This is a genomic window from Pseudarthrobacter sp. YAF2 (genome assembly GCF_052113345.1).
Lineage (GTDB): Bacteria > Actinomycetota > Actinomycetes > Actinomycetales > Micrococcaceae > Arthrobacter.
The window spans coordinates 21,391-46,069 of sequence record NZ_JBFRDA010000018.1; the positions used below are offsets into that span (position 1 = coordinate 21,391).

Sequence of the window (24,679 nt, forward strand, 5' to 3'; positions counted from 1 at the left end):
AACCTAAGGATCAGAACGAACGCCGCTGGCGAGCCAGCGGCAGGAAATCACCGTCATCGAAAGTGTGGACAGATACGTGAGCAGCGAACAGGGTTCGGCAACTCTGGAGGGCACGGAATTCGACCTGGAAAACGCGGTGATGGGCCCCACCGGGCGCCCATACCGGGAGTTCCCGGAACCCGCGCCGCTGTCCTCCCACGGCCCGGCCCGCGTCATTGCCATGGTCAACCAGAAGGGCGGCGTCGGAAAGACGACCTCCACCATCAACCTCGCCGCGGCGCTCGCGGAATACGGCCGCCGCGTCCTGTTGGTGGACTTCGATCCCCAGGGTGCGCTCTCGGCGGGCCTTGGCGTCAATCCGCACGAGCTCGACCTCACCGTCTACAACGTCCTGATGGACCGCAAGGTGGACATCCGCGACGCCATCCACCAGACCGGCGTCGACAACGTCGACCTGCTGCCGGCCAACATCGACCTCTCCGCCGCAGAAGTGCAACTGGTCAACGAAGTAGCGCGCGAACAGGTCCTGGACCGTGCGCTGAAGAAGGTCGAAGACGATTACGACGTCGTCCTCATCGACTGCCAGCCGTCCCTCGGCCTCCTGACCGTCAACGCCCTCACCGCAGCACACGGCGTCATCATCCCGCTGATCTGCGAGTTCTTCGCGCTCCGCGCGGTGGCGCTCCTGGTCGAAACCATCGACAAAGTCCAGGACCGGCTGAACCCGCGCCTGCAGGTGGACGGCGTGCTGGCCACCATGTACGACGCCCGCACGCTGCACAGCCGGGAAGTCATCACCCGCCTGGTGGAGGCCTTCGGAGACAAAGTCTTCGAGACCGTCATCAAACGCTCCATCAAATTTGCCGATGCCACCGTCGCCGCGGAACCCATCACCAGCTACGCGGGGAACCATGTGGGGGCTGACGCCTACCGCCGGCTGGCCAAGGAACTGATCGCCCGCGGCGGCGCACCGTAACCAACGCCGTGGCCGAATCAAAGCCCGGCTTCGAGGTGCGGCTGGCCAACTTCACCGGCCCCTTCGACCTCCTCCTGGGGCTCATTGCCAAGCACCAGCTGGACATCACCGAGGTGGCCATCGCCACCGTGACGGATGAGTTCATCAAGTACATCCGGAAACTGCAGGAACTCGGCGAAGAATGGGCCCTGGACGAGGCCAGCGAATTCCTGGTGATCGCAGCGACGTTGCTCGACCTCAAGGCGGCACGGCTCCTTCCCGCCGGTGAGGTTGAGGACGACGAGGACATTGCGCTGCTGGAGGCACGGGACCTGCTTTTCGCCCGGCTGCTCCAGTACAAGGCCTTCAAGCACGTGGCAGGAATCCTCGGCGAGACCCTGCACCAGGAGGGCCGGCGGTTTCCACGGCAGGTTGCGCTGGAAGAGCAGTTCGCGGCAATGCTGCCCGAACTCGTTTGGAAGCACACCCCTGAACAATTCGCTGCGCTGGCCGAGGCTGCCTTGCGGCCCAAGGCAGCGGCGCAGCCGCCCCAGGTGGCGCTTGGCCACCTCCACGGCGGCAACGTCAGCGTCAAGGAGCAGGCCGAGATGCTGGGGCTGCGCCTGCAACGGGAGTCTCCGCTGTCCTTCCGATCCCTGATCGCGGACGCCGAATCAACCTTGGTGGTGGTGGCCCGGTTCCTGGCCCTGCTGGAGCTGTTCCGGGACAAGGCGGTCTCATTCGACCAGCTGTCCCCGCTGGCGGAGCTGGCCATCCACTGGACAGCCGATGGCCATGACTGGTCGGCAGAGCATCTCAGCGAAGAATACGAGGAACAACTGTGAACCCGGAACCGCACCCGATGGAGCCAGCGGAGGACCTCGAGGACGGACACGACGCCGCCGGGCTTCCCGGTGGCGCCAAGGCCGCCCTCGAGGCCGTCCTGATGGTCCTGGACGAGCCGGCCACGGAGGAGGAGCTCGCCGCAGGGATCGGCCTCACGGTCACCACGGTGCGCTCCCTGCTGGCAGAACTGCAACGCGAGTATGACGGCTATACTGTTAACGCCCCGGATATGGAGAATGCCAGCGCTGCTGGCCTGGGCTCCAGCCCCCGGGGTTTTGAATTGCGGAACATCGCCGGTGGCTGGCGGATCTACTCCCGCGCCGAATTTGCCGACATCGTGGGCAAGTACGTGCTCGAGGGGCAGACCACCAGGCTTACCCAGGCGGCATTGGAAACACTGGCAGTCATCGCGTACCGCCAACCCGTTTCACGGGCCAGGGTGTCTGCAATTCGCGGAGTCAATGTTGATTCTGTCGTACGGACACTCGCCCAGCGCGGGCTGATCGAGGACGCGGGAACCGATCCCGAGTCCGGCGCAATCCTTTACCGGACCACCTCCTATTTCCTTGAACGGATGGGAATCGGTTCAGTGGGGGAGTTGCCCCACCTGTCGCCGCACCTACCAGGGCTCGACGGGATCGCGGAGTTCTACGACGCCGACACGATGTAGGCAGGGCACGCCCTGTCCGCGTCAATTCACTTACCAGGGCAGACGAAGTCTGCATGGCTGGCTAGGGTTGTCCTTGGACATCTCTGCGGGCCAAAACATCGAAGGACGGGTCATGACACAGGCGGGACGCCAGGGTTCACCACGTAACGGATCAGGACGCGGAGGGAACGACCGCAACGCGTCACAGCGCGGGAATTCACCCCAGCGCGGCAACCAGGGCGGAGGCTCCCGGGGCGGAGCAGCAAAGCGCGCGTCCGCCTTCGGCGGCGACCGCCCGCAGCGGGCACCCAAGCCGCGCGAGGAACGCTTCATCGACCCCGACCTGGCGGGGGATCAGCAGGGGCGCGCAGCCGGTAGCTCCAAGCCGGCCACGCCGTCGTCGCGCAAGCCCGCTGCCCGCAAGCCGGGGGCCAAGAAGGCGCCCGGAACTCCCGGCGCACCCAAGCCAAAGCCCCGCACCGGCGCGCCCGGCGCGGCAGCCTCCCGCGCCTTCGGCAGCGAACGCTTCGGCCAGAACCTCGGCCCGGTCCGCAAACCTGCCCGCAGGAAAGGCCCCCGCGGCAACGTTCCCCAGTCCGAACTCCACGATGCCGGCGGCGTCCGCCTCCAGAAAGTGATGGCGTCAGCTGGGGTCGCCTCCCGGCGTGTCTGCGAAGAGATGATTGCGGAAGGCCGGGTGGAAGTGGACGGCCAGGTGGTCACCGAGCTCGGTGTCCGCATCGACCCCAAGACCGCCGTCATCCACGTTGACGGCCTGCGGATCCAGCTGGACGAGAACCTGGTGTACATGGTGTTCAACAAGCCCAAGGGCGTGGTGTCCACCATGGAGGACCCGGAGGGCCGCCCCTGCATCAGCGACTTCCTGAAGAACAACAAGAACACCGGCGAACGCCTCTTCCACGTGGGCCGGCTGGACGTCGCCACCGAGGGACTGCTGCTGCTGACCAACGACGGCGAACTCGCCAACCGGCTGACCCACCCCTCCTACGAGGTACCCAAGACGTACCTGGTCCAGGTGCGCGGGCCGTTCCCGCAGGGTGTTGGTGCCCAGTTGAAGGCCGGCGTCGAGCTCGAGGACGGTTTCGCTTCCGTCGACTCCTTCCGGCTGGTGGACTCCACACCCGGCCATGTGCTGATCGAGGTGGTGCTCCACTCCGGCAAGAACCGGATTGTCCGGCGCCTCTTCGACGCCGTCGGGTTCCCCGTCCAGCGTCTGGTCCGCGTCAAGGTGGGCCCCATCGGGCTCGGAGACCAGCGCCAGGGCAGCATCCGCAACCTGGGCAAGCAGGAAGTCGGCCACCTGCTGGCATCCGTAGGGCTCTGATCCATGTCCGCGTTCAAAAGCCACGGCCGCGGCCACCTGGACGGGCCTGTGGTGGTCATCGGCGCCGGACTGCTGGGCACCAGCATCGGGCTGGGCCTGCGCGGGCGCGGCGTACCGGTGTTCCTGTCCGATCCCTCACCCACCAACCAGGCAGTGGCGGTGGACATCGGGGCCGGCCGCCCGCTGTCCGAGCTCGGCAGCGGCAAAGCCCAACTCGTGGTGGTTGCCGCTCCGCCCGACGTCACCGCCGACGTCGTTTACCAGGCGCTCTCTGACTACCCTGACGCCGTCGTGGTGGACATCGCCAGCGTCAAGGCGGACATCCTTGCCCGGCTCCGGAGCCTGGGCGCCGATCTGTCCCGGTACGTGGGCACCCACCCCATGGCCGGCCGGGAAAAGTCCGGTCCGGTAGCTGCCCGCGGCGAGTTGTTCACCTCCATGCCCTGGGTGTTGTGCCCGTCAGAGGAGACCTCAGGCCATGCTCTGCAGGTGGCCCGTTCGCTTGCTTCCGACTTGGGAGCTGTCGTCTCGCAGTTCACGGCGGATGAGCACGATGAAGCCGTCGCCCTGGTGTCGCACCTGCCCCAGGTCATGTCCTCCCTGGTGGCCAGCCGCCTGCAGGGGACTCCGCTGCACGCACTTTCGCTGGCGGGCAACGGCTTGCGCGACGTCACCAGGATCGCCGCCAGCGATCCCACCCTGTGGGTCCAGATCCTGGGCGGCAACGCGGCCAAAGTCGTGGAGATCCTTTACGGTGTCCGCGAGGACCTGAACAGGCTCATCGGAACCCTGGAGCAGCCCACTGCGCCAGGCGCCCGCCTGGACCTGGCCCAGCTCATCAGTGAGGGCAACGCCGGCCAGGCACGGATTCCAGGCAAGCACGGCGGCCCGCCGCAGGCGTATTCCTGGCTGACCGTCCTGGTGGATGACAAGCCGGGCCAGATCGCGCAGCTGCTCACGGAGATCGGTGAAATCGGCGTGAATGTTGAAGATCTCCGGCTGGATCATTCATCCGGACAAAACGTTGGCATGGTGGAATTGTCTGTGTTGCCGAACAAGCACGACCACCTGATCGAAGCCCTCAACGACCGCGGATGGCGGGTACTTCAGTAATGACACAGGAACTTCTCGAAACCATGCGCGCGCTGCGTATCGGCCGGCCCCTGGTGGTCGCCATTGACGGACCGTCCGGCTCCGGCAAATCCAGCGTGAGCAAGGAAGTCGCCCGCCGCCTCCGGCTTGCCTACCTGGACACGGGGGCCATGTACCGTGCCCTGACCTGGTACTGCGTGAGCCAGGGGATCGACCTGGAGGACACCCCGGCCGTGGAGCAGGCGTCCCGGGACTTTGCGCTGGAACTGAGCACCAGTCCGCAGGAAGAATACGTGCGGGTTGGCGGCGTGGACGTCACTGACGCCATCCGTGAGCCCGCGATCTCCTCGGCGGTCAGCGCCGTAGCCACCACGCTGGGTGCCCGGACCGAACTGATCCGCCGGCAGCGGGACCTGATCGAAAAGCACCACCGCCGCATGGTGGTGGAGGGCCGGGACATCACCACCGTCGTCGCGCCCGGCGCGGAAGTGCGCATGCTGTTGACGGCCAGCGAGGAAGCCCGGCTGCGCCGGCGCGGCATCCAACTGGGCGGCACACAGAACGCCGAACAGCTGGCCGCCCAGGTGACTCACCGGGACGCGAAGGACTCAACCGTCGTGAATTTCACGCAGGCGGCGGACGGCGTGGTCACCCTGGATTCCTCGGAACTGGACTTTGAACAGACCGTGAACGCCGCGCTTGTGATCGTGACCAAGGTGCTCAACCGTGACTGACGCCGGAGCCGGCCTTCCGTCCGGTTTGACCACCGTGTGGAGCAGGCCGGTGGGCTGGGTGCTGGACCACGTGGTTTACCGGACTTCCGTGACCGGCAGGAGCAACGTTCCCACCGGCGGCCCCGTCATCTTCGCGGCCAACCACATCAGCTTCCTGGACGGGCCGGTAATGTTCGGCGCGGCTCCGCGGCCCATGCACATCCTGGTGAAGCAGGAAATGTTCAAGGGTTTCCTGGGCCGGGTCCTTACCGCCTCCGGACAGCTCCCCGTGGACCGCCGCGGGGACCGGGCTGCGCTGCAGCGCTGCAAAACCGTGCTCGACGCCGGACGCTGCGTCGGGATTCTCCCCGAGGGAACGCGCGGGAGCGGGGCAGCAGAAGACATTAACGGCGGCGTGGCCTGGCTGGCGCTGAACACCGGCGCGCCGGTGGTCCCGGTGGCCATCCTCGGGACCCGCCAAGGGGCCGAGCACGTGGATTCCGTTCCACGGCCCGGGCGGCGCTTCCACGTCAGTTTCGGAACAGCCCTTACGTTGGCCCGCCGGGCCGGCGAAAGCGGGCGTGCTTCAATGGACAGGGCGGCGCAGGAAATCCGTGCGGCGCTGGCGGGGCATGTCCAGGACACCATCGACTTCAGCGGGCAGCCCTTGCCCTTCGCTGATCACCAAGACCTGACAGCAGTAGCCGGGGACGCCGGCAGATGACCACTAAGGACAATGCAATGAGCGACACCACCCAGACTTCCGGGCATTCCGGTGCCGGCGACGACGAATACGTACCCTCCGGCAGCGACCAGGTCGCCGAGCGGTTGGCGGCAATTGACGACGACGAAGCCGAGCTCCGTGCCGCGTCCCTCCGGGCCGGCCTCGAGGACTACGACCTCGATGAGGACGACGCCGCCCTGCTCAGTGGGCACTACGGCGACGAGGACCTTGAGGGTCCGCTCAAGCTGGATCCGGTCCTGGCCATCATCGGCCGCCCGAACGTGGGCAAGTCCACGCTGGTGAACCGGATCCTGGGCCGGCGGGAAGCAGTGGTGGAGGACACCCCCGGCGTCACCCGCGACCGCGTCATGTATTCGGCGCAGTGGAACGGCCGCAACTTCACCCTGGTGGACACCGGCGGATGGGAACACGACGCCCGCGGCATCCAAGCCCGCGTGGCCGAGCAGGCCGAGATGGCCGTGGAACTTGCCGACGCCGTCCTCTTCGTAGTGGACTCCGCCGTCGGCGCAACCGCCACGGATGAAGGCGTCATGAAGATGCTGCGCCGCAGCAAGAAGCCGGTCATCATGGTGGCCAACAAGGTGGACGACTTTGCCCAGGAGGCGGACAGCGCCACTTTGTGGGGCCTCGGCTTCGGCGAACCGTACCCCGTATCCGCACTGCACGGGCGCGGCGTGGCCGACCTCCTGGACCACGTCATGGACGTCCTCCCGGAGTTTTCCACCGTCGAAGGCGTGGAGCGCTCCGGCGGTCCCCGCCGCATCGCACTGATCGGCCGCCCCAACGTGGGCAAGTCCTCCCTGCTGAACAAGCTCGCCGGATCCGAACGCGTGGTGGTGGACAATACTGCCGGCACCACCCGTGACCCCGTGGACGAATTCATCGAACTCGGCGGCCGCACCTGGCGATTCGTGGACACTGCCGGCATCCGCCGCCGCCAGCACATGGCGCAGGGGGCGGACTACTACGCCTCCCTGCGGACGCAGGCCGCGCTCGAGAAGGCGGAGGTCGCCGTCGTTCTCCTCGCAGTGGACGAGGTCCTCAGCGAACAGGACGTGCGCATCCTGCAGCTCGCCATCGAGTCCGGTCGGGCCCTGGTGCTGGCATTCAACAAGTGGGACCTGCTCGACGACGAACGCCGCCGCTACCTGGAACGGGAAATCGAGCAGGACCTTGCCCACGTCGAGTGGGCTCCGCGGGTCAACATCTCCGCCAAGACCGGCTGGCACAAAGATCGCCTGGTTCCGGCCCTGGACCTGGCACTGGAGAACTGGGACCGGCGCATCCCCACCGGACGCCTGAACGCCTTCCTCGGCGAACTCGTGGCCGCGCACCCGCACCCGGTGCGGGGCGGCAAGCAGCCACGCATCCTTTTCGGCACCCAGGCCTCCAGCCGGCCGCCGAAATTCGTGCTGTTCACCACCGGTTTCCTGGACCCCGGCTACCGACGGTTCATAACCCGCCGGCTGCGGGAAACTTTCGGATTCGAAGGCACTCCCATCGAGGTCAGCATGCGCGTACGCGAGAAGCGCGGCCGGAAGCGTTAATTGCGACACACCGCGGGGTTGATCACCGGAAAGTGTCACCGGCACCCCTCCGGATCGTGTAAGCTCTTCTAGGTGGTTCGGCCGGACTGCTGATGGAAATCCTTGGAGGAATCCTTGGGCGGAGTCAGCGGAGAACGGCGGAACCAGCGGGCTGTAGCGCAGCTTGGTAGCGCACTTGACTGGGGGTCAAGGGGTCGCAGGTTCAAATCCTGTCAGCCCGACCAAAACGCGGAAAGCGCCGGAGATTATCTCCGGCGCTTTCCGCGTTTTTGGCATCCCGGCCATACCGCACGCCGTGCTCCGGCCAGTCCTACTTCAGGAACTTCGACGTCCTCCGGTCCGCCAGGATCTTGCCCTTGGTCTGGCAGGTGGGGCAGTACTGCAGCGCCGTGTCCGCAAAGGAGACTTCACGGACGGTGTCGCCGCAGACGGGGCAGGGCTGGCCGGCGCGGGCGTGCACCCGCATGTGGCTTCGTTTGACGTCCTTGAGGTCTTTGGGCGGCTTGCCGCGCGCTTCCGCCATGGCCTCACCCAGCACGCTGTGGATGGCGTCATAGAGCACTTGCACCGTCTCCCGGTCCAGGGACTTGGCAATGGCGAACGGGGAGATCCGCGCGGCGTGCAGGATTTCGTCACTGTACGCATTCCCGATGCCGGCAATGACGCTTTGGCTGCGCAGGAGTCCCTTGATCTGCTGCGAACTGCCCTGCAGGATCTCCGCCAGCATGCCGGCGTCGAACGCCTCCGTGAAGGGATCGGGACCCAGGGCCGCAATGCCCGGAACGTCCTGCGGATCGCGGACCACGTAGACCGCCAGGCTCTTCTTCGTCCCCGCTTCGGTCAGGTCCAGGCCACGCGGTCCGTCCTGGCCGGAGAAGATGCACCGGACAGCTATCAGGCCCTTGCCCATCCTGAGCTGGCTGTCTGCGGGGGAGTCGGTGAAGCGAACCCAGCCCGCGCGCGCCAGGTGGAACACCAGCGACACGCCCGCGGTATCGATGCTGATGAATTTTCCAAACCGGCGGACCCCGGAAACAGTCTGGCCCTCGAGGGCGGTGAAAGGCGGGTCGGCAGTCTTAAGCACGGCGAAGGACACGATCTGCAGCCTGGAGATCGTGCACCCCCGCAGTTGTTCGTCCAGGAACGTGGCCAGGCCGGCTACTTCGGGCAGTTCCGGCATGGCTTACCTGCCCCGCCGCAGGGATGCTGCACCAGTGCTTGCACTCATGGGTCCCATCTTGTCAGAAACGCCGGTGCCCGCCCCGGCAGTTATGCCTATACTTTCAGCGGCGGCCCGATTTCCGGGCCCCTTGTGACCTTGGCGCGCACCCCGATGAAAGGCCCCCCATGAGCAACATTCCCGAAGACCTGTCCTACACCGCCGAACATGAGTGGGTTACTGCCCCCAATGCTGACGGCGTGGTCCGCGTGGGAATCACCGATTTTGCCCAGGACGCGCTCGGCGATGTCGTCTACGCCCAGATGCCCGAAGTCGGCACGAAGATTACGGCAAACGAAGTGGTGGGCGAGGTCGAATCCACCAAGAGCGTGAGCGACATCTATGCACCCGTTTCCGGCGAGGTCGTGGCGCGCAACGATTCGCTGGACACCGATTCGGCCTTGATCAACACCGATCCGTACGGCGACGGCTGGCTCATCGAGGTCAAACTGGCCGAACCTGACGCCGTTGAGTCGCTGCTCAGTGCATCGGAGTACGAACAACAGGTAGGCTAAAGCTAACCGGTTATTCCGGTCCGGCCCCGCGTCGCAGGCAGGACGTCTTCGCACGTCAGTGGCCGGATCGGGAGCCGGTGCCGGACCTGCCGGGCAGGGCCGGAGAGCAATCGTTGGTTGCGGGCCAAGGCCCTGCACGTCAAAGAGGAGGAATCCATGGCTGGCCACAGACACAACCCTGCCGATGGGGATTACGGCACGGGTGCGGCTAAGGCGTCGGAGACCACCTCAATCCATCTCACCCCCGTCACCTCTGAACCCACCATCGCCCCGAAGCTTTCCTCGGACGAGCGCAACTCCGTGGAGGCCCTGCCTGCCGGTTCCGCGCTGCTGGTGGCCCACAGCGGCCCGAACGCCGGTGCCCGGTTCCTGCTGGATTCGGACGTGACCACCGCCGGCCGCCACCCGGATGCGGATATCTTCCTGGACGACGTCACGGTCTCGCGCCGGCACGTCGAATTCCGGCGCACCGCGCGCAGTTTCGAAGTCGTGGACAAGAACAGCCTCAACGGCACCTACGTCAACCACGACCGGGTGGACAGCGTTGAGCTCAAGTCCGGCAGTGAAGTCCAGATCGGCAAGTTCCGCCTCACCTTCTACCTGAGCCCTGCCACGGCTGCAGGCCGCAGCTGAACCGGGGACCACTGCCTGTGGCAATGGCACAACCGGAACGCCGGGGCCCCCAGGTCCTGAACATCGGCGAAGTCCTCGCCCAGCTCAGCCCCGACTTCCCGGGCATGACGGCGTCGAAGATCCGGTTCCTTGAGGAAAAGGGGCTGATCAATCCACGCCGCACGCCGGCCGGCTACCGCCAGTATTCCGACGGCGATGTCGAGCGGCTGCGCTTCGTGCTGGCCCTGCAGCGCGACCAGTACCTGCCCCTGAAAGTCATCAAGGACTACCTTGACGCGATCGACAGGGGAGAGCGGCCGGAGAACCTGCCGCCCGGCGTCGTGGTGTCCCCGCGCATCGTCTCGGACGAACTTGCGGCCGAGCTGCAGAACCGCGGCCGGAAACTGAGCGAGGAACAGCTTCGGACCGAGTCCGGAGCCAGCGTCCCCCTGTTGCAGTCGCTCCTGAGCTTCGGCCTCATCAGCCACAGCAACGGCCAGTTCGATGAGCATGCCCTCCATGTTGCCCGCGCATGCGTACAGCTGGAAAGCCATGGGCTGGAGCCCCGCCACCTGCGTCCTTTCCAGGCGGCGGCGGAGAGGGAGTTTGGCCTGGTGGAAAGGGCTGTCGCGCCGCTTGCCTCGCGCAAGGACCCGGCATCGCAGGCGCGGGCCGCCGAAGCGGCCCGTGAGATCAGCGATCTTTGCCTCACCCTGCACCGGGCCCTGGTGCAAGACCACATCTCACGCATGGATATCTGATGATTGAAGTAGAGATCGTAGGCGTTCGCATCGAACTGCCGTCCAACCAGCCGCTGGTCCTGCTCAAGGAGATGCACGGCGAACGCCACGTCCCCATCTGGATCGGCACGCCCGAGGCCAGTGCCATTGCACTGGCCCAGCAGGGCGTGGTCCCGCCCCGGCCCATGACGCACGACCTCCTCGTGGACGTGGTGGAGTCGCTGGGGCACTCCGTGGTCAGCGTCAACATCGTGGCCGTGGAGGACAACATTTTCTACGGCCAGCTGCAGTTCGAGAACGGGACCACCGTCAGCTCCCGGGCCTCCGACGCACTGGCCATCGCGCTCCGTGCCAAGTGCCGTATCTGGTGCGCGGATTCGGTCATGGACGAGGCAGGCGTGCGCATCACCGAGCACGACGAGGGGGAGGACACCGAGCCCGGGCCCACGGTCGACGAGGAGCGCGAAATGCGCCGCTTCCGCGAGTTCCTTGACGACGTGGAGCCTGAGGATTTCGACGGCTAAGGTCACGTTAAGGTTAAAGTTGAGGCTGAAAGTTTCGACACGCCTCTTCCAACCACTCAACGTCTTTGACCTCGGGACCTGCCGGGCCTAACGTCGAAGTATCAAGTTCCCTTGCTTACGGCAGCCGCGCAAGTCACACTGGAAAGTGCGCCCCGCGACAATTACACGCATGGTCTTCATGCCGAAGCTGCCTTAAAGAGTTCCTGGGAGCGTACGACAAGGAGGATCCAGGTGAGTCCCAAAGGCGAAGCAGGCGGGCTGAAACAGCCCACGGCCGGTGTTGCTGTGCCCGTGAGCGGTGCCCAGGGCCTCCTGTTCACCGAGGACCTTCCGGTACTGGACGAGGACGCAGGCTACCGCGGCCCCACGGCGTGCAAGGCCGCAGGCATCACCTACCGGCAGCTCGACTACTGGGCACGGACCGGGTTGGTGGAGCCCGCCGTCCGCGGCGCCGCCGGTTCCGGTTCGCAGCGGCTGTACGGCTTTCGCGACATCCTGGTCCTCAAGGTCGTCAAGCGGCTCCTGGACACCGGGGTGTCCCTCCAGCAGATTCGGACCGCCGTCGAACACCTCCGGGAACGCGGCGTGGAGGACCTGGCCCAGATTACGCTCATGAGCGACGGCGCCAGCGTTTACGAGTGCACGTCCGCGGATGAGGTCATCGACCTCGTCCAGGGCGGCCAAGGCGTCTTCGGCATTGCCGTGGGGCGCGTCTGGCGGGAAGTCGAAGGCAGCCTCGCCTCGCTGCCCAGCGAACATGCTGCCGAACAATCGTTTCCCGACGACGAACTGAGCAAGCGGCGTGCAGCGCGGAAGATCAGCTGACACAAGTTCCAACGAGTAAGGGCCACCCTCCGGACGGAGGGTGGCCCTTACTCGTTGGGAACGGGTTCCTAGCGGGTGCGGCTGCGCAGGCTGCTGCCGGCGGCCATAAGGTTGGCCAGGAGGTCGTCAAACAACCCGGCTGCGGACTTGGCCGAGTCACCGGGCCAGTGGTGGACGGGGTGGGCTGCGCCTTGGATCTGCTGCCAGTTGGCCTGTTCCGGGATCCGCGGGCTCAGCAGGAGTTCACCGAACATGGACTCCATCTCCGCCAGCCGGTAAGTGTGTTCGGAGGAGCCCGTGCGGACCCGGTTGGCCACGATGCCTGCCGGCGAAAGGTTGGGCGCGAACTCCTGCCGGAACAGCTGGATGGCCCGCATGGTGCGCTCCGTGCCGGCCACCGAGAACAGGCCCGGCTCTGCGACGAGGGCAACCTTGTCGCTGGCTGCCCACGCGATCCGTGTCAGGCCGTTGAGGGACGGTGGGCAATCGATCAGGACCAGCTGGTAGTCCTCGGCGCCCGCGAGTACGGCGGAAAGCCTGCGGAGGTCGCGGCGGCCAAGGTCCGGTCGGTCGTAGATACCGCTGTAGGCGGAGCCGACGGCGACGTCCAGGACAGCGGGCCCGGAACCATTGGCGGGCGTACGGTCCGCCCAACTGCTTCGCACCACATTCTCGGCCAGTTTCGCCCGGCGGGGGCTCTTCAGCATCCGGCCGATATCAAGCTGGTCTGCGGGCTGGACACCCAATGCGGTGGTGGCGTCGGCGTGCGGATCCAGGTCCACCACCAGCGTGCGTACTCCGGCGGCAAGCGCCGCAGACGCCAATCCTGTGGTGACGGAAGTCTTGCCGACTCCACCCTTGAGGCTGCTGATGCTGACTACTTGCACTTGAGAGACCAAAACCTAACGCCGGATGCCGTGTTGGGGGTAATGTTTGCCTCGGCAGAGCCGAAGCCGGACGGTCCTGCCGCCCTACTCATCATATGTTGATGCGTCGGCGAATCCTGCTTTATCAGGCGTCGGCATGGCACCGACTGTGCTGCCGGGGCGGTTTCCGCCAGCCAGGCTGAAAGCGTTCGGGACATGACGGGGAAATCTGTGATGGTGGCCACAAAGATTTGTGTTTGTCCTTGTAGGTCCTAGACACTGTGACCACTCATCGATCCACCCCGCAATGATGCAGGAGAAGTATGTTTTCCAAAGTTCTGGTGGCCAACCGCGGTGAAATCGCGATCAGGGCCTTCCGCGCCGGCTACGAGCTGGGCGCCAAGACCGTTGCCGTTTTTCCGCAGGAGGACCGAAATTCGATCCACCGCCAGAAAGCGGACGAGGCCTACCTGATCGGCGAGGAAGGGCACCCGGTCCGGGCGTACCTGGACGTGGCAGAGGTGGTCCGGGTTGCGAAGGAATCCGGCGCGGACGCCATCTACCCGGGCTACGGCTTCCTCTCCGAAAACCCGGAGCTTGCCCGTGCGGCGAAGGAAGCCGGCATCACCTTTGTAGGTCCGCCCGCGGAAGTGCTGGAGCTGGCCGGCAACAAGGTGGCCGCCCTGAAGGCTGCCCGCCAGGCCGGTGTGCCCGTGCTCAAATCCAGCGAGCCTTCCAAGGATCTGGACGAGCTGCTGGCCGCCGCAGACGAGATTGGTTTTCCCATCTTCGCCAAGGCTGTGGCGGGTGGCGGCGGGCGCGGAATGCGCCGGGTGGATACCCGCGAAGCCCTGCCCGAGGCCCTGAAGTCCGCCATGCGCGAGGCAGATGCGGCGTTCGGTGACCCCACCATGTTCCTGGAGCAGGCCGTCCTGCGCCCGCGCCACATCGAAGTGCAGATCCTCGCCGACGCCGAGGGCAACGTCATGCACCTTTTCGAGCGTGACTGCTCCATCCAGCGGCGGCACCAGAAGGTCATCGAGATCGCTCCCGCTCCCAACCTCGACGAGGGAATCCGGCAGGCCCTGTACCGGGACGCCGTGAAGTTCGCCAAGGCCCTGAACTACGTCAACGCCGGCACGGTCGAATTCCTCGTGGATACCGAGGGCGAGCGGGCAGGCCAGCACGTCTTCATCGAAATGAACCCGCGCATCCAGGTGGAGCACACCGTCACCGAGGAAGTCACGGACGTGGACCTGGTCCAGGCCCAGATGCGGATTGCCTCCGGTGAGACCCTGGCCGACCTTGGGCTTTCCCAGGACACCGTCAAGCTGCGCGGCGCAGCTTTGCAGAGCCGCATCACCACCGAGGATCCCGCCAACGGGTTCCGGCCCGACGTCGGCAAGATCACCGGCTACCGCTCGGCCGGCGGCGCCGGGGTTCGGCTCGACGGCGGCACGGTCTACTCCGGTGCCGAGATCAGCCCGCACTTTGACTCCATGCTGGTCAAGCTCACCTGCCGCGGCCGCGACTACCCGGCAGCAGTGGCACGTGCCCGCCGTGCCCTGGCCGAGTTCCGCATCCGCGGTGTTTCCACAAACATCCCCTTCCTCCAGGCTGTCCTCGATGACCCGGATTTCATTGCAGGCGATGTCGCCACCAACTTCATCGACCAGCGCCCCGAGCTGCTCAAGGCCCGTGTCTCGGCCGACCGCGGCACCAAGCTCCTCACCTGGCTGGCCGACGTCACCGTCAACAAGCCCAACGGTGAGCTGACCGTGCACTCCAATCCCGCCGACAAGCTGCCGGACGTCAAGGGCAAGGAGACGGGACCGGGGTCGCGCCAGAAACTCCTGGAGCTGGGCCCGGAAGGCTTCGCCAAGGCACTGCGCGAGCAGACCGCCGTCGCCGTCACGGACACCACGTTCCGCGACGCGCACCAGTCACTGCTGGCCACCCGTGTCCGGACCCGCGACCTCGTCGCCGCCGGGCCCGCGGTCACGGCGCTGCTCCCGCAGCTGTTGTCCGTCGAGGCCTGGGGCGGGGCAACCTACGATGTCGCCCTCCGCTTCCTGGGCGAGGACCCCTGGGACCGGCTGGCGGCACTGCGCAAGGCGATGCCGAACGTGTGCATCCAGATGCTCCTGCGGGGCCGCAACACCGTTGGCTACACGCCCTACCCCGAAGAAGTGACGGAGGCTTTCGTAAACGAGGCCGCCGCCACCGGCATCGACATCTTCCGTATCTTCGACGCCCTGAACGATGTCAGCCAGATGGCCCCTGCCATCCGGGCGGTCCGGGCCACGGGCACCGCCGTGGCCGAGGTGGCGCTTTGCTACACCGGCGACATGCTGGACCCGGAAGAGAAGCTCTACACCCTGGATTACTACCTGGAGCTGGCGCGGAAGATCGTCGACGCCGGAGCCCACATCCTGGCCATCAAGGACATGGCGGGCCTGCTGCGCCCCGCGGCGGCGGCAAAACTCGTTGCCGCCCTCCGGGAACGCTTCGACCTGCCCGTCCACCTGCACACGCACGACACCGCAGGTGGCCAGCTGGCCACCCTGCTCGCCGCAGTCGACGCCGGAGTTGACGCCGTGGACGTGGCTGCGGCATCGCTGGCCGGCACCACCAGCCAGCCCTCGGCGTCGGCCCTTGTTGCAGCCCTGGCCCACACGCCGCGTGACACCGGCATCAGCCTGGACGCCGTCAGCTCGCTGGAACCGTACTGGGAAGCGGTCCGGCGCGTCTACGCGCCGTTCGAGTCCGGCCTGCCCGGCCCCACCGGCCGGGTGTACAAGCACGAAATCCCGGGCGGCCAGTTGTCCAACCTCCGCCAGCAGGCCATGGCCCTGGGCTTGGGGGAGCGGTTCGAAGCGATCGAGGACATGTACACGGCCGCGGACCGAATCCTGGGCCACCTGGTGAAGGTGACACCGTCGTCCAAGGTGGTGGGCGATCTCGCCCTGCACCTGGTAGGCCTCAACGCCGATCCTGCGGACTTCGAAGCGAACCCGCAGAACTACGACATCCCCGACTCCGTCATCGGCTTCCTGTCCGGCGAGCTCGGTGATCCTCCCGGAGGCTGGCCCGAGCCCTTCCGCACCAAGGCCCTGCAGGGCAGGAGCGTGAAGGTCCGCGACGCCGAGCTCAGCGCCGAGGACAGCGCAGCCCTGAAGTCCGATTCGAAGACCCGCCAGCATACGCTGAACCGGCTGCTCTTCGACGGACCCACCAAGGACTACCTGAAGAGCGTGGACACCTACGGCAACATCTCCGTGCTGGACACCCGTGACTACCTCTATGGGCTCCAGCAGGGTACCGAGCACGAAATCCAGCTGGAGCGCGGTGTCCGGCTGATCGCTTCCCTGGAGGCCGTCTCGGAGCCGGATGAAAAGGGCATGCGCACCGTCATGTGCACCCTCAACGGCCAGTCGCGGCCGGTCGTGGTCCGCGACCGTTCAGTGGTGAGCAACGTCAAGGCCGCCGAAAAAGCCGATCCCGGCCAGCCCGGCCAAGTGGCCGCACCCTTCGCCGGTGCCGTCACCGTCACCGTCAAGCCGGGCGACACGGTCCAGGCCGGAGACACCGTGGCAACGATTGAAGCAATGAAGATGGAAGCTTCAATCACGACGCCGGTGGGCGGCAAGGTTTCCCGCCTCGCCATCTCGGCCGTGGAGCAGGTCCAGGGCGGAGACCTGCTGCTGGTGATCGAGCAGTAACAGCCCGCGCAACAACGAGGGGGCCTCCCGGCAACGGGAGGCCCCCTCGTCGTGGTGGCGCCTTGCTACGAACGCGGGGCGGAGTACATTTCCTCGATGACCGTTTCGAAGTCCTTCATCACCTGGGCCCGCTTCACCTTCATGGAGGGGGTCAGGTGCCCGGAGGCCTCGGTGAAATCTGCCGGGACGATGCGGAAGGACTTGATGGCCTCGGCCTGGGACACCGACGTGTTTGCTGCGGTGATCAGGTCCTGGACGGCCGCCTTGACCACTGGGTTCCCGGCCGCCTGCTCCAAGGTGGTGCCGGCTGGCAGCCCGTGACGCTGGAGCCAGCCCGGCAGTGCTTCCTGGTCCAGGGTCACCAGGGCGCCGATGAACGGCCTGTTGTCGCCCACTACCAGGACTTGGGAGACCAGGGCATCAGCCCGGATCTGGTCCTCAAGCAGCGCCGGGATGACGTTCTTCCCACCGGCGGTGACGATGATCTCCTTCTTTCGGCCCGTAATCCAGACGAAGCCTTCCTCGTCCAGCCGGCCGATGTCGCCGGTGTGGAACCAGCCGTCCGTGAACGCCTCGGCGGTGAGGTCGTCCCGCCGGTAGTAGCCCCGCATGACGCAGACCCCCTTGGCCAGGATCTCGCCGTCGTCGGCGATCTTGACCGCGTTGCCCGGCAGCGGCTTGCCCACCGATCCGATCTTGATCCGGGACGGAGTGTTGACAGTGATGGGAGCAGTGGTCTCCGTGAGGCCGTATCCCTCGAGCACCTGCAGTCCGATGCCTTGGAAGAAGTGCCCCAGCCGTTCGCCCAGGGGGCCGCCGCCGGACACGGCGTGCGCAACGTGTCCGCCCATCGCCGCCCGCAACTTGCCATAGACCAGTTTGTCGAACACCGCGTGGCGCAGCTTCAGGCCCAGCCCCACCCGGCCGTCCTGGCGCGCCTTGGAAAATGCGATGGCGGTTTCTGCCGCCCGGTGGAAGATGGCGCCCTTGCCGCCGTCCTCGGCCTTGGTCAGCGCAGAGTTGTAGACCTTCTCGAAGACCCTCGGGACCGCCAGGATGAAGGTGGGCTCGTAGCTCTGCAGGTCGCCCAGGAGGTTTTTGATGTCAGGGGTGTGGGCCACGGTGGTACCTGCGGCCATCGCCAGCACCGAGATGAAGCGGGCGAACACGTGGGCCATCGGCAGGAACATGATGGTCTTGGCGTTCTCATGGACGATGTCGCCGATGATGGCCAAGGCGTTGTCCGAGAGCTCCACGAAGTTTCCGTGCGTCAACTCGCAGCCCTTGGGCCGTCCCGTGGTTCCGGAGGTGTAGATGATGGTGGCGACGTCGCCAAGGTTCGCTGCGCTGCGGCGCGCTTCGAGTTCTTCATCGCTGACGTCCCGGCCGGCGTCCCGGAGGGCGTCCAGTCCCTGGCCCTCAAGCTGCCAGACGTGCTGCACGTCGGTGAGCCCCTCGGCCGTGACGGCCTGGCGGATGATGTTCTCGTGGTGCGCGGATTCGCCGAAAGCGGCCGCCGCACCAGAATCGCCGAGGTTCCAGGCGACCTGGGACGGGGAGGATGTTTCATAGATGGGGACCGAAACCGCCCCGGCGAACCAGATGGAGAAGTCGACCAGGGCCCACTCGTAGCGGGTGCGGGACATGATGCCCACCCGGTCGCCTGCAGCGACGCCGCTGGCGATCAGGCCCTTGGCCAGTGCCCTGACATCTGCCAGGAACTCGGTGGCGGCCACGTTCTGCCAGGCGCCTGCGGCATCAAGGCGTGAAAACAGTGCCGGGTTGCTGGCCTTGCCTGCCTGCCGCAACACCAGGTCGGTGATGTTGGATTCGGGTGGGACAACAACCAGGGGCGGAACACTGAATTCGCGCACTGTAGCTCCTTTGATATCTGAAGTCCCGCGCAGGGGTTTGCCTAAAGACTAATACCCCTGGCGGGACCGTGCAGTACACAAACCTACTGGCGAGTAACTTAGCCGTCAATCAGCCCCGCGCGCGGCGGTGTATGTCAAGACAATTCCGCCGGCCGCCTAGAATGGTGGACTATGTACGGACCGTTGCCCGGCGACCAGGCCGGCCCCCTTGGACGACCGGCTCCCTGGCGCCGCCGTCCCGTCACCCACCGCGCCGGACAGCTGCAAGGCGGCGGAGTCCGTGGGCACCTCCGCCTCGGCCGCAAGGGATTGGCCATTGGGATCGACATCGGGGGAACCAAGGTCGCCGCAGGCGTCGTGGACTCCGAAGGCCGGATCCTCAGCGAGGCCCGCCGGTCCACGCCGGGAACGGACCCGCGGGCGGTGGAGCAGGTCATCGTGGAACTCGTCGAGGAATTGGGCCGGGGCCACCGCATCTGGTCGGTGGGCATCGGTGCCGCCGGCTGGATGGACCTGGCAGGCGGAACCGTCCTCTTCAGCCCGCATCTGGCCTGGCGCAACGAGCCTCTCCGAGAGAACCTGCAGCGGCTTCTTCGCCGCCCGGTGCTCCTGACCAACGACGCCGATGCTGCGGCCTGGGCCGAATGGCGCTTCGGCGCCGGCCAGGGGGAGGACCGTCTGGTATGCATCACGCTGGGCACCGGAATCGGCGGGGCGATGGTGATGGACGGCAGGGTGGAACGCGGCCGCTTCGGAGTCGCCGGCGAATTCGGCCACCAGATCATCATGCCCGGCGGCCACCGGTGCGAGTGCGGCAACCGCGGATGCTGGGAACAGTACGCATCGGGCAACGCCCTGGGCCGGGAGGCACGGCTCCTCGCCCGGGCAAATTCACCCGTAGCCCAGGACCTCCTGGCGGCCGTCGGCGGCCGTTCTGAAGCCATCACCGGTGCAATCGTCACGGAACTGGCCCTGGCAGGCGACCGTGCGTCGCGCGAGCTGCTCGAGGAAGTCGGCGAATGGCTTGGCCTGGGACTGGCCAACCTGGCCGCGGCCCTGGATCCGGGCCTGTTCGTGATTGGTGGCGGCTTGTGCTCGGCGGGTGACCTGCTGGTGGAGCCGGCCCGCAAGGCGTTCGCACGGAACCTCACCGGCCGTGGCTTTCGGCCCGAGGCGGGCATCGAGCTGGCAGCCCTTGGCCCCAACGCGGGCCTGATCGGTGCCGCGGACCTCTCCCGCGTCAGCAGCCGCGTCCGCAGCTGACCGGCCCGGCGGGGTTGCTAGACCCGCGCGCCGTCGTCGTCCCCGTTCTTTTCCTGCGGCAGCTTCATGATCAAGTACACGGTCGCGAGCACGAAGACGGCAACAATGCCGACGATGGCCAGCAGGGGCGCTGACCGCCAGAACACTGCCGACAACAGCAACGCCACCGGTCCGCCGACCGCCCCAAGCCACGCCAGCATGGTCAGGGGATCGGTACCGGCCAGGCTGGGCGGCTCCTCGGGCACGAACTCACCGCCGTCGTCGTCCACCTCATAGTCCCGGGGGCCATCGGAGGGGTCGGCAGGCTCTGCGCCCGTGCCGCCGGCGGCTGCCGCCTGGCGCTCCGCCGCCGATAACTCGGCAGGCGGCATCCCGGCCAGGCCCAGGGGATCAAAGTCCCGGAATGAGGGCGGCTGGTGCGTTTTCGGGGTTTCGGATGCTGTCCCGGATGGTGGCAGCTGTCCGCCTGCAGGGGTATCAGGGCGCGTTGCCACGGCGTCCGATTCGAGGCGTGCCACCAGGTCCAGCCAGACGGCGTCGTCCTGGCTGGCCCCCGGGTCCGGCTGGCCCGGATCATGCCTGTTCATTGCGGCCCTCCTGCCCTGCCGTGGCGGGACTGGCCGGTGGTGCGGTGTTCAGGACCCGCCGGATGAAGTCCACCGAGCCCTCGAAGATGAGCTCCGCGTCGTTGTCCAGGGTGGCGACGTGGTAGCTGTTCTCCAGCGGGACCACGTCCAGTGGCGCATTGGTCAGCCCGCGCCGCAGGACGGCCATGCTGGCATCGGACACCACATGGTCCACGGTTGAGCGGTAGACCTGGACGGGGGCGGTGATCCGGGGGAGGAGCCGGACGGTGTCCTTGAACATCTTGTTGAGTTCGTGGGCGGCCGCCACCGGGGTGCGTGCGTAGGCGCCCTCCTCCACACCTGCTTTGAGGATGTCGTTGCCAATGGACGGGGTGCTCTTCAGGACCAGCTTCAGGATGCCCGCCAGCGGCGCGCGGGGGTCATCGACCACCAGGCCCGGGTTCACCAGGACCACTCCCGCAACGGGCCTGGTGGCCGCAATCCGCAGGGCCAGGGCCCCGCCCATGCTCAGGCCGGCGGCGAAAACCCGGTCGCACTCGGAGTCAAGCTCGAGGAAAGCTTCATCCAGGGCACCGTGCCATTGCTGCCAGCGGGTCCGGGAGAGGTCCTGCCACGACGTCCCGTGGCCCGGAAGCAACGGCATCCGGACAGCGAAACCGGCCGCGGCGAACGCCGTGGCCCAGGCCCGCAGACCATGTGGGCTTCCCGTGAAGCCATGGGAGAGGACGATTCCGGTGCGGGGACCTTCGCCGCTGAAGGCGCTCGAGAAGGGGCTGTGGTCAGGGCCGGAGGTCATGGCGTCTCCAAGGTACTGGTGCGGCGGGCGTGGGCGGCGACGAATGCTTCCGATTTTTCGAAGATCGCGGGTGCGTCCACGTCCAGAGTAGCCACATGTCCGCTGCTGGCAAGATCCACGACCTCGGCGAGGTTTCCCCGCAGCCCCTTTTCCAGCAGGGCCAGGGATGTTGGCGGGACCACTGCATCCGTTCGCGACTTGAAGACCTGGACCGGGGCGTCCACCCTCGGCAGCCCGCGCGTGGCAGCGCCAAAGAGCTTCTTGAGCTCATGCACGGCAGCCAGGGGAGTCCGCGAATAGTCGCCGTCGTCCGTGGCTGGTGCCCCGGTCTGGTCCTCCTGGAGGGGAACCGTGGTCCGCTGGAAGTACTTGAGGACGCCGATCACGCGCACCCGGCGGTCATAGAAACTCAGCCCCGGGTTGACGATGGTGACCCCCGAAACGTGGTGGCGGGAGGCCGCGAGCAGGGCGATCGCGCCGCCCATGGACAGGCCGGCGGTAAACGTCATGTCCGTCCGCGCGGAAAGGTCCAGGAAAGCTTCCTCGTAGCTGCGGTACCAGTCCTGCCACGCCGTCCGGGCGAGCTGGCGCCAGTCCGTTCCATGCCCGGGCAACAAGGGGACGGACACCGCGTATCCCTGGTCCGCCAGGTGCAGTGCCCACGGCATCACGCTCAAGGGGCTGCCGGTGAACCCGTGGCAGATGGCGATGCCAATCCGCGCATTGGGGCCGCGGCCTGGATAGCTGAAAGCGGCCGGACGGGGCGGGATGCTGCTTTCAGTCATGACTCCATCGTGTCACTGTTCCCGCCAAATCTCACTAGAGTAGGGTTGCATTGAATCGCTGGCCAGGCCCGACGCAGGGGCTGGAAGCCGCCTTCCGGAGAGGTTCGCTACGTGTTCTATTGGGTCATGAAAAGGATCTTCCTCGGTCCGGTGATCAAGCTGCTTTTCCGGCCGTGGGTCAAGGGCCTGGACAACATCCCGGTGCAGGGGGCCGCCATTATCGCCTCCAACCACCTGTCGTTCTCGGATTCCATCTTCATGCCGCTCATGGTCCGCCGTCCGGTGGTTTTCCTGGCCAAATCGGAGTACTTCACGGGAACCGGGATCAAGGGCAGGCTGACGGCGGCGTTCTTCCGCCTGACCAACCAGCTGCCCATGGACCGGTCCGGTGGCGCGGCCTCGGCGGCGTCCCTGAATGCCGGGATGGACGTCCTTACCTCCGGCGGCCTGCTGGGCATCTACCCCGAGGGCACGCGCAGCCCGGACGCCCGGTTGTACCGCGGGAAAGTGGGTGTGGCCCGGCTGGCGCTGCAGGCGGGCGTTCCGGTTATTCCCGTTGCCATGATCGGCACCGACAAAGTCCAGCCCATCGGCAAGCGGCTGCCCAACATCCGCAGGATCGGCATGATCTTCGGCGAACCGCTGGACTTCAGCCAGTACCGTGACCAGGCGGAAGACCGCACCGTGCAGCGGCTTATCACGGACGAGATCATGACCAACCTGATGCGGCTGTCGGGCCAGGAGTATGTGGACGAGTACGCCGCCGTCGTCAAGCTCCGGCTTGCCGGCAAGCCTGCAGAACCGAGGGCGGCAGCGGAGCCATTGGCCGCACCGGCCGCCGGCGAAGGCGAATTCGTCCACGGCAGCGGTACGGGCCCGGAGGTACCGGCGGAAGGCAGTACTGCACCGGAGGACGACGCCGGGACATCCGCCGCCAGGTAACGGCATCGGGGTTTCCGGTGCCGTTGTGACGCCGGGGCCGGGCTGAGTGACGGGGCTGTGCCCCGCCGGTCCCGCCCTGCCGCTAGTCTTAGATGGTGACTGAGCTATCTGCAAAACCTGCCTTTTCGCTGTCCAGTACCGCCCAGAGCGGGGCGGCCAACTATCCCGGACTCGACAACTGGCGGGACCTTCCCATCTCGCAGCAGCCCAGCTGGCAGGACCGCGGCGTTTTCGAGGCCTCGGTAAAGGAACTTTCCGTCCTTCCGCCACTGGTGTTCGCCGGTGAAGTGGACGTGCTGCGCGAGCGGCTCGCCGCTGCCGCCCAGGGCAAGGCCTTCCTGCTGCAGGGCGGCGACTGCGCCGAAACGTTCGAGGCCGCCACGGCGGACAGGATCAGTGCCCGCGTCAAGACCATTCTCCAGATGGCAGTGGTGCTCACGTACGGGGCGGCGATGCCGGTCATCAAGATGGGCCGGATGGCGGGCCAGTTCGCCAAGCCCCGTTCCTCAAACGACGAAACCCGCGACGGCGTCACCTTGCCTGCCTACCGTGGCGACATCGTCAACGGTTACGATTTCACGCCGGAGTCCCGCGGCCATGACGCCGCCAGGATGCTCCGCGCCTACCACACCTCCGCTTCCACCCTGAACCTCATCCGGGCCTTCACACAGGGTGGCTTCGCCGACCTCCGTTCGGTACACCAGTGGAACAAGGGGTTCACCGAAAACCCGGCCCACGCCCGCTACGAGTCGCTGGCCCGGGACATCGACCGCGCCATCAAGTTCATGGACTCCTGCGGCGCCGACTTCGAAGCCCTCAAGCGCGTGGAGTTCTTCGCCAGCCACGAGGCACTGCTGCTGGACTACGAGCGCGCCCTGACGCGTATCGACTCCCGCACCGGCTTCCCGTATGACACCTCGGCCCACTTCCTGTGGATCGGGGAGCGCACCCGGGAACTGGACCACGCACACGTCGACTTCCTCTCGCGGGTCCGCAACCCCATCGGGGTCAAGCTCGGCCCGTCCACCACCGGTGATGATGCACTGCGCCTGATCGACAAGCTGGACCCTGACCGCGAGCCAGGGCGCCTGACCTTCATTACCCGCATGGGCGCCGGCAACATCCGCGAGAAGCTGCCTGCCGTCGTCGAGAAGGTCACCGCTTCCGGCGCCCAGGTGCTGTGGGTCACCGACCCCATGCACGGCAACACCGTCACGTCGCCCAACGGCTACAAGACGCGCAATTTCGACGACGTCATCGACGAAGTGCGCGGCTTCTTCGAAGTACACCACGGGCTGGGCACGGTCCCTGGCGGGCTGCACGTGGAGATGACCGGCGACGACGTGGCCGAGTGCCTCGGCGGCGCGGACCCGATCGACCAGGACGCCTTCCTGGACCGCTACGAGTCGGTGTGCGATCCCCGCCTGAACCACATGCAGTCGCTGGAGATGGCCTTCCTCGTAGCAGGCGCCCTCGCCAAGAACTAGGTCAGTTGGCGGGCCGGCGCGGCCGGCCTG

22 protein-coding genes, 1 tRNA gene and 1 pseudogene are annotated in these 24,679 nt (G+C 66.6%); 18 read left to right on the forward strand and 6 right to left on the reverse strand.

Annotated features, from left to right (window positions below):
* Positions 1-76: 76 nt before the first annotated feature.
* From AB4Y79_RS17595 to AB4Y79_RS17635, 9 genes and pseudogenes are all read left to right on the forward strand, one after another.
* On the forward strand, positions 77-976 hold the full coding sequence (locus tag AB4Y79_RS17595; protein WP_308931373.1) for a ParA family protein: 900 nt from the start codon (positions 77-79) through the stop codon (positions 974-976).
* A gap of 8 nt (positions 977-984) precedes the next feature.
* Positions 985-1,800 carry a segregation and condensation protein A gene (locus AB4Y79_RS17600; RefSeq protein ID WP_441864512.1) on the forward strand — a complete coding sequence of 272 codons (816 nt, stop codon included), beginning with the start codon at positions 985-987 and terminating at the stop codon, positions 1,798-1,800.
* A gap of 17 nt (positions 1,801-1,817) precedes the next feature.
* On the forward strand, positions 1,818-2,471 hold the full coding sequence (gene scpB, locus AB4Y79_RS17605) for an SMC-Scp complex subunit ScpB (protein ID WP_441864664.1): 654 nt from the start codon (positions 1,818-1,820) through the stop codon (positions 2,469-2,471).
* Positions 2,472-2,583: 112 nt separating this feature from the next.
* Complete coding sequence (locus AB4Y79_RS17610) at positions 2,584-3,795, forward strand: pseudouridine synthase (protein WP_441864515.1); 1,212 nt, start codon at positions 2,584-2,586, stop codon at positions 3,793-3,795.
* A gap of 3 nt (positions 3,796-3,798) precedes the next feature.
* Positions 3,799-4,908, forward strand: coding sequence for a prephenate dehydrogenase (locus AB4Y79_RS17615; RefSeq protein WP_441864517.1), 1,110 nt, complete (start codon positions 3,799-3,801; stop codon positions 4,906-4,908).
* Positions 4,908-5,621, forward strand: a complete 714-nt coding sequence (cmk, locus tag AB4Y79_RS17620; RefSeq protein WP_441864520.1) for a (d)CMP kinase — start codon at positions 4,908-4,910, stop codon at positions 5,619-5,621. Before AB4Y79_RS17615 ends, cmk begins: the two co-directional genes overlap by 1 nt.
* Positions 5,614-6,331: pseudogene (locus tag AB4Y79_RS17625) on the forward strand (lysophospholipid acyltransferase family protein). Before cmk ends, AB4Y79_RS17625 begins: the two are co-directional and overlap by 8 nt.
* A gap of 10 nt (positions 6,332-6,341) precedes the next feature.
* The gene (gene der / locus AB4Y79_RS17630) at positions 6,342-7,892 is read left to right on the forward strand and encodes a ribosome biogenesis GTPase Der (RefSeq protein ID WP_441864523.1); all 1,551 of its coding nucleotides are present in this window, start codon (positions 6,342-6,344) and stop codon (positions 7,890-7,892) included.
* A 147-nt stretch (positions 7,893-8,039) separates the two neighbouring features.
* Positions 8,040-8,116: transfer RNA gene (locus tag AB4Y79_RS17635), tRNA-Pro, on the forward strand.
* A gap of 86 nt (positions 8,117-8,202) precedes the next feature.
* On the opposite strand, the gene AB4Y79_RS17640 is transcribed toward AB4Y79_RS17635, so the two are convergent.
* Positions 8,203-9,072 carry an Fpg/Nei family DNA glycosylase gene (locus AB4Y79_RS17640; RefSeq protein ID WP_441864526.1) on the reverse strand — a complete coding sequence of 290 codons (870 nt, stop codon included), beginning with the start codon at positions 9,070-9,072 and terminating at the stop codon, positions 8,203-8,205.
* A gap of 167 nt (positions 9,073-9,239) precedes the next feature.
* On the opposite strand from AB4Y79_RS17640, the gene gcvH reads away from it, so the two are divergent.
* The 5 genes from gcvH (at position 9,240) to AB4Y79_RS17665 (ending at position 12,327) form a co-directional block, all read left to right on the forward strand.
* The gene (gcvH, locus tag AB4Y79_RS17645) at positions 9,240-9,626 is read left to right on the forward strand and encodes a glycine cleavage system protein GcvH (RefSeq protein WP_141940850.1); all 387 of its coding nucleotides are present in this window, start codon (positions 9,240-9,242) and stop codon (positions 9,624-9,626) included.
* 156 nt (positions 9,627-9,782) lie between these two features.
* Positions 9,783-10,259 carry an FHA domain-containing protein gene (locus AB4Y79_RS17650; protein ID WP_441864529.1) on the forward strand — a complete coding sequence of 159 codons (477 nt, stop codon included), beginning with the start codon at positions 9,783-9,785 and terminating at the stop codon, positions 10,257-10,259.
* A 23-nt stretch (positions 10,260-10,282) separates the two neighbouring features.
* Positions 10,283-10,999, forward strand: a complete 717-nt coding sequence (ftsR, locus tag AB4Y79_RS17655) for a transcriptional regulator FtsR (RefSeq protein WP_441864532.1) — start codon at positions 10,283-10,285, stop codon at positions 10,997-10,999.
* Positions 10,999-11,502, forward strand: a complete 504-nt coding sequence (locus AB4Y79_RS17660; protein WP_018763527.1) for a bifunctional nuclease family protein — start codon at positions 10,999-11,001, stop codon at positions 11,500-11,502. The genes ftsR and AB4Y79_RS17660 overlap by 1 nt, the downstream gene beginning before the upstream one ends.
* Positions 11,503-11,733: 231 nt before the next feature.
* Positions 11,734-12,327 carry a MerR family transcriptional regulator gene (locus AB4Y79_RS17665; RefSeq protein ID WP_018763528.1) on the forward strand — a complete coding sequence of 198 codons (594 nt, stop codon included), beginning with the start codon at positions 11,734-11,736 and terminating at the stop codon, positions 12,325-12,327.
* A gap of 68 nt (positions 12,328-12,395) precedes the next feature.
* Here the strand turns inward: AB4Y79_RS17665 and AB4Y79_RS17670 are convergent, their stop codons facing one another.
* Complete coding sequence (locus tag AB4Y79_RS17670) at positions 12,396-13,214, reverse strand: ParA family protein (RefSeq protein WP_441864537.1); 819 nt, start codon at positions 13,212-13,214, stop codon at positions 12,396-12,398.
* 302 nt (positions 13,215-13,516) lie between these two features.
* On the opposite strand from AB4Y79_RS17670, the gene AB4Y79_RS17675 reads away from it, so the two are divergent.
* Positions 13,517-16,915 carry a pyruvate carboxylase gene (locus AB4Y79_RS17675; RefSeq protein WP_441864540.1) on the forward strand — a complete coding sequence of 1,133 codons (3,399 nt, stop codon included), beginning with the start codon at positions 13,517-13,519 and terminating at the stop codon, positions 16,913-16,915.
* Between the two features lie 65 nt (positions 16,916-16,980).
* On the opposite strand, the gene AB4Y79_RS17680 is transcribed toward AB4Y79_RS17675, so the two are convergent.
* On the reverse strand, positions 16,981-18,789 hold the full coding sequence (locus tag AB4Y79_RS17680) for an AMP-dependent synthetase/ligase (RefSeq protein ID WP_441864543.1): 1,809 nt from the start codon (positions 18,787-18,789) through the stop codon (positions 16,981-16,983).
* Between the two features lie 171 nt (positions 18,790-18,960).
* On the opposite strand from AB4Y79_RS17680, the gene AB4Y79_RS17685 reads away from it, so the two are divergent.
* Entirely contained in the window at positions 18,961-20,052 is a 1,092-nt protein-coding gene (locus AB4Y79_RS17685) for an ROK family glucokinase (protein WP_441864546.1), read from the forward strand.
* Positions 20,053-20,069: 17 nt separating this feature from the next.
* Here AB4Y79_RS17685 and AB4Y79_RS17690 read toward each other — a convergent pair whose 3' ends face one another.
* Genes AB4Y79_RS17690 through AB4Y79_RS17700 form a run of 3 tightly spaced genes read right to left on the reverse strand, consistent with a single transcriptional unit; the run spans position 20,070 to position 22,220 of the window.
* Entirely contained in the window at positions 20,070-20,639 is a 570-nt protein-coding gene (locus AB4Y79_RS17690) for a hypothetical protein (RefSeq protein WP_441864549.1), read from the reverse strand.
* Complete coding sequence (locus AB4Y79_RS17695; protein ID WP_441864551.1) at positions 20,626-21,435, reverse strand: alpha/beta hydrolase; 810 nt, start codon at positions 21,433-21,435, stop codon at positions 20,626-20,628. The genes AB4Y79_RS17690 and AB4Y79_RS17695 overlap by 14 nt, the downstream gene beginning before the upstream one ends.
* Positions 21,432-22,220 carry an alpha/beta hydrolase gene (locus AB4Y79_RS17700; RefSeq protein WP_441864554.1) on the reverse strand — a complete coding sequence of 263 codons (789 nt, stop codon included), beginning with the start codon at positions 22,218-22,220 and terminating at the stop codon, positions 21,432-21,434. The genes AB4Y79_RS17695 and AB4Y79_RS17700 overlap by 4 nt, the downstream gene beginning before the upstream one ends.
* 111 nt (positions 22,221-22,331) lie before the next feature.
* On the opposite strand from AB4Y79_RS17700, the gene AB4Y79_RS17705 reads away from it, so the two are divergent.
* Positions 22,332-23,162: a lysophospholipid acyltransferase family protein gene (locus AB4Y79_RS17705; protein ID WP_441864557.1), complete on the forward strand. Its 831-nt coding sequence runs from the start codon at positions 22,332-22,334 to the stop codon at positions 23,160-23,162.
* A gap of 92 nt (positions 23,163-23,254) precedes the next feature.
* A complete protein-coding gene (locus AB4Y79_RS17710; protein WP_441864560.1) occupies positions 23,255-24,649 on the forward strand; it encodes a class II 3-deoxy-7-phosphoheptulonate synthase in 1,395 nt (464 codons plus the stop codon).
* The last annotated feature ends 30 nt before the right edge of the window (positions 24,650-24,679 follow it).

Bases quoted from the DNA above. Each gene is read 5' to 3' on its own strand.
- scpB (WP_441864664.1), top strand. From the start codon at position 1,818: ATGGAGCCAGCGGAGGACCTCGAGGACGGACACGACGCCGCCGGGCTT.
- AB4Y79_RS17610 (WP_441864515.1), top strand. From the start codon at position 2,584: ATGACACAGGCGGGACGCCAGGGTTCACCACGTAACGGATCAGGACGC.
- AB4Y79_RS17615 (WP_441864517.1), top strand. From the start codon at position 3,799: ATGTCCGCGTTCAAAAGCCACGGCCGCGGCCACCTGGACGGGCCTGTG.
- cmk (WP_441864520.1), top strand. From the start codon at position 4,908: ATGACACAGGAACTTCTCGAAACCATGCGCGCGCTGCGTATCGGCCGG.
- der (WP_441864523.1), top strand. From the start codon at position 6,342: ATGAGCGACACCACCCAGACTTCCGGGCATTCCGGTGCCGGCGACGAC.
- AB4Y79_RS17640 (WP_441864526.1), bottom strand. From the start codon at position 9,072: ATGCCGGAACTGCCCGAAGTAGCCGGCCTGGCCACGTTCCTGGACGAA.
- gcvH (WP_141940850.1), top strand. From the start codon at position 9,240: ATGAGCAACATTCCCGAAGACCTGTCCTACACCGCCGAACATGAGTGG.
- AB4Y79_RS17650 (WP_441864529.1), top strand. From the start codon at position 9,783: ATGGCTGGCCACAGACACAACCCTGCCGATGGGGATTACGGCACGGGT.
- ftsR (WP_441864532.1), top strand. From the start codon at position 10,283: ATGGCACAACCGGAACGCCGGGGCCCCCAGGTCCTGAACATCGGCGAA.
- AB4Y79_RS17660 (WP_018763527.1), top strand. From the start codon at position 10,999: ATGATTGAAGTAGAGATCGTAGGCGTTCGCATCGAACTGCCGTCCAAC.
- AB4Y79_RS17675 (WP_441864540.1), top strand. From the start codon at position 13,517: ATGTTTTCCAAAGTTCTGGTGGCCAACCGCGGTGAAATCGCGATCAGG.
- AB4Y79_RS17685 (WP_441864546.1), top strand. From the start codon at position 18,961: ATGTACGGACCGTTGCCCGGCGACCAGGCCGGCCCCCTTGGACGACCG.
- AB4Y79_RS17690 (WP_441864549.1), bottom strand. From the start codon at position 20,639: ATGAACAGGCATGATCCGGGCCAGCCGGACCCGGGGGCCAGCCAGGAC.
- AB4Y79_RS17695 (WP_441864551.1), bottom strand. From the start codon at position 21,435: ATGACCTCCGGCCCTGACCACAGCCCCTTCTCGAGCGCCTTCAGCGGC.
- AB4Y79_RS17700 (WP_441864554.1), bottom strand. From the start codon at position 22,220: ATGACTGAAAGCAGCATCCCGCCCCGTCCGGCCGCTTTCAGCTATCCA.
- AB4Y79_RS17710 (WP_441864560.1), top strand. From the start codon at position 23,255: ATGGTGACTGAGCTATCTGCAAAACCTGCCTTTTCGCTGTCCAGTACC.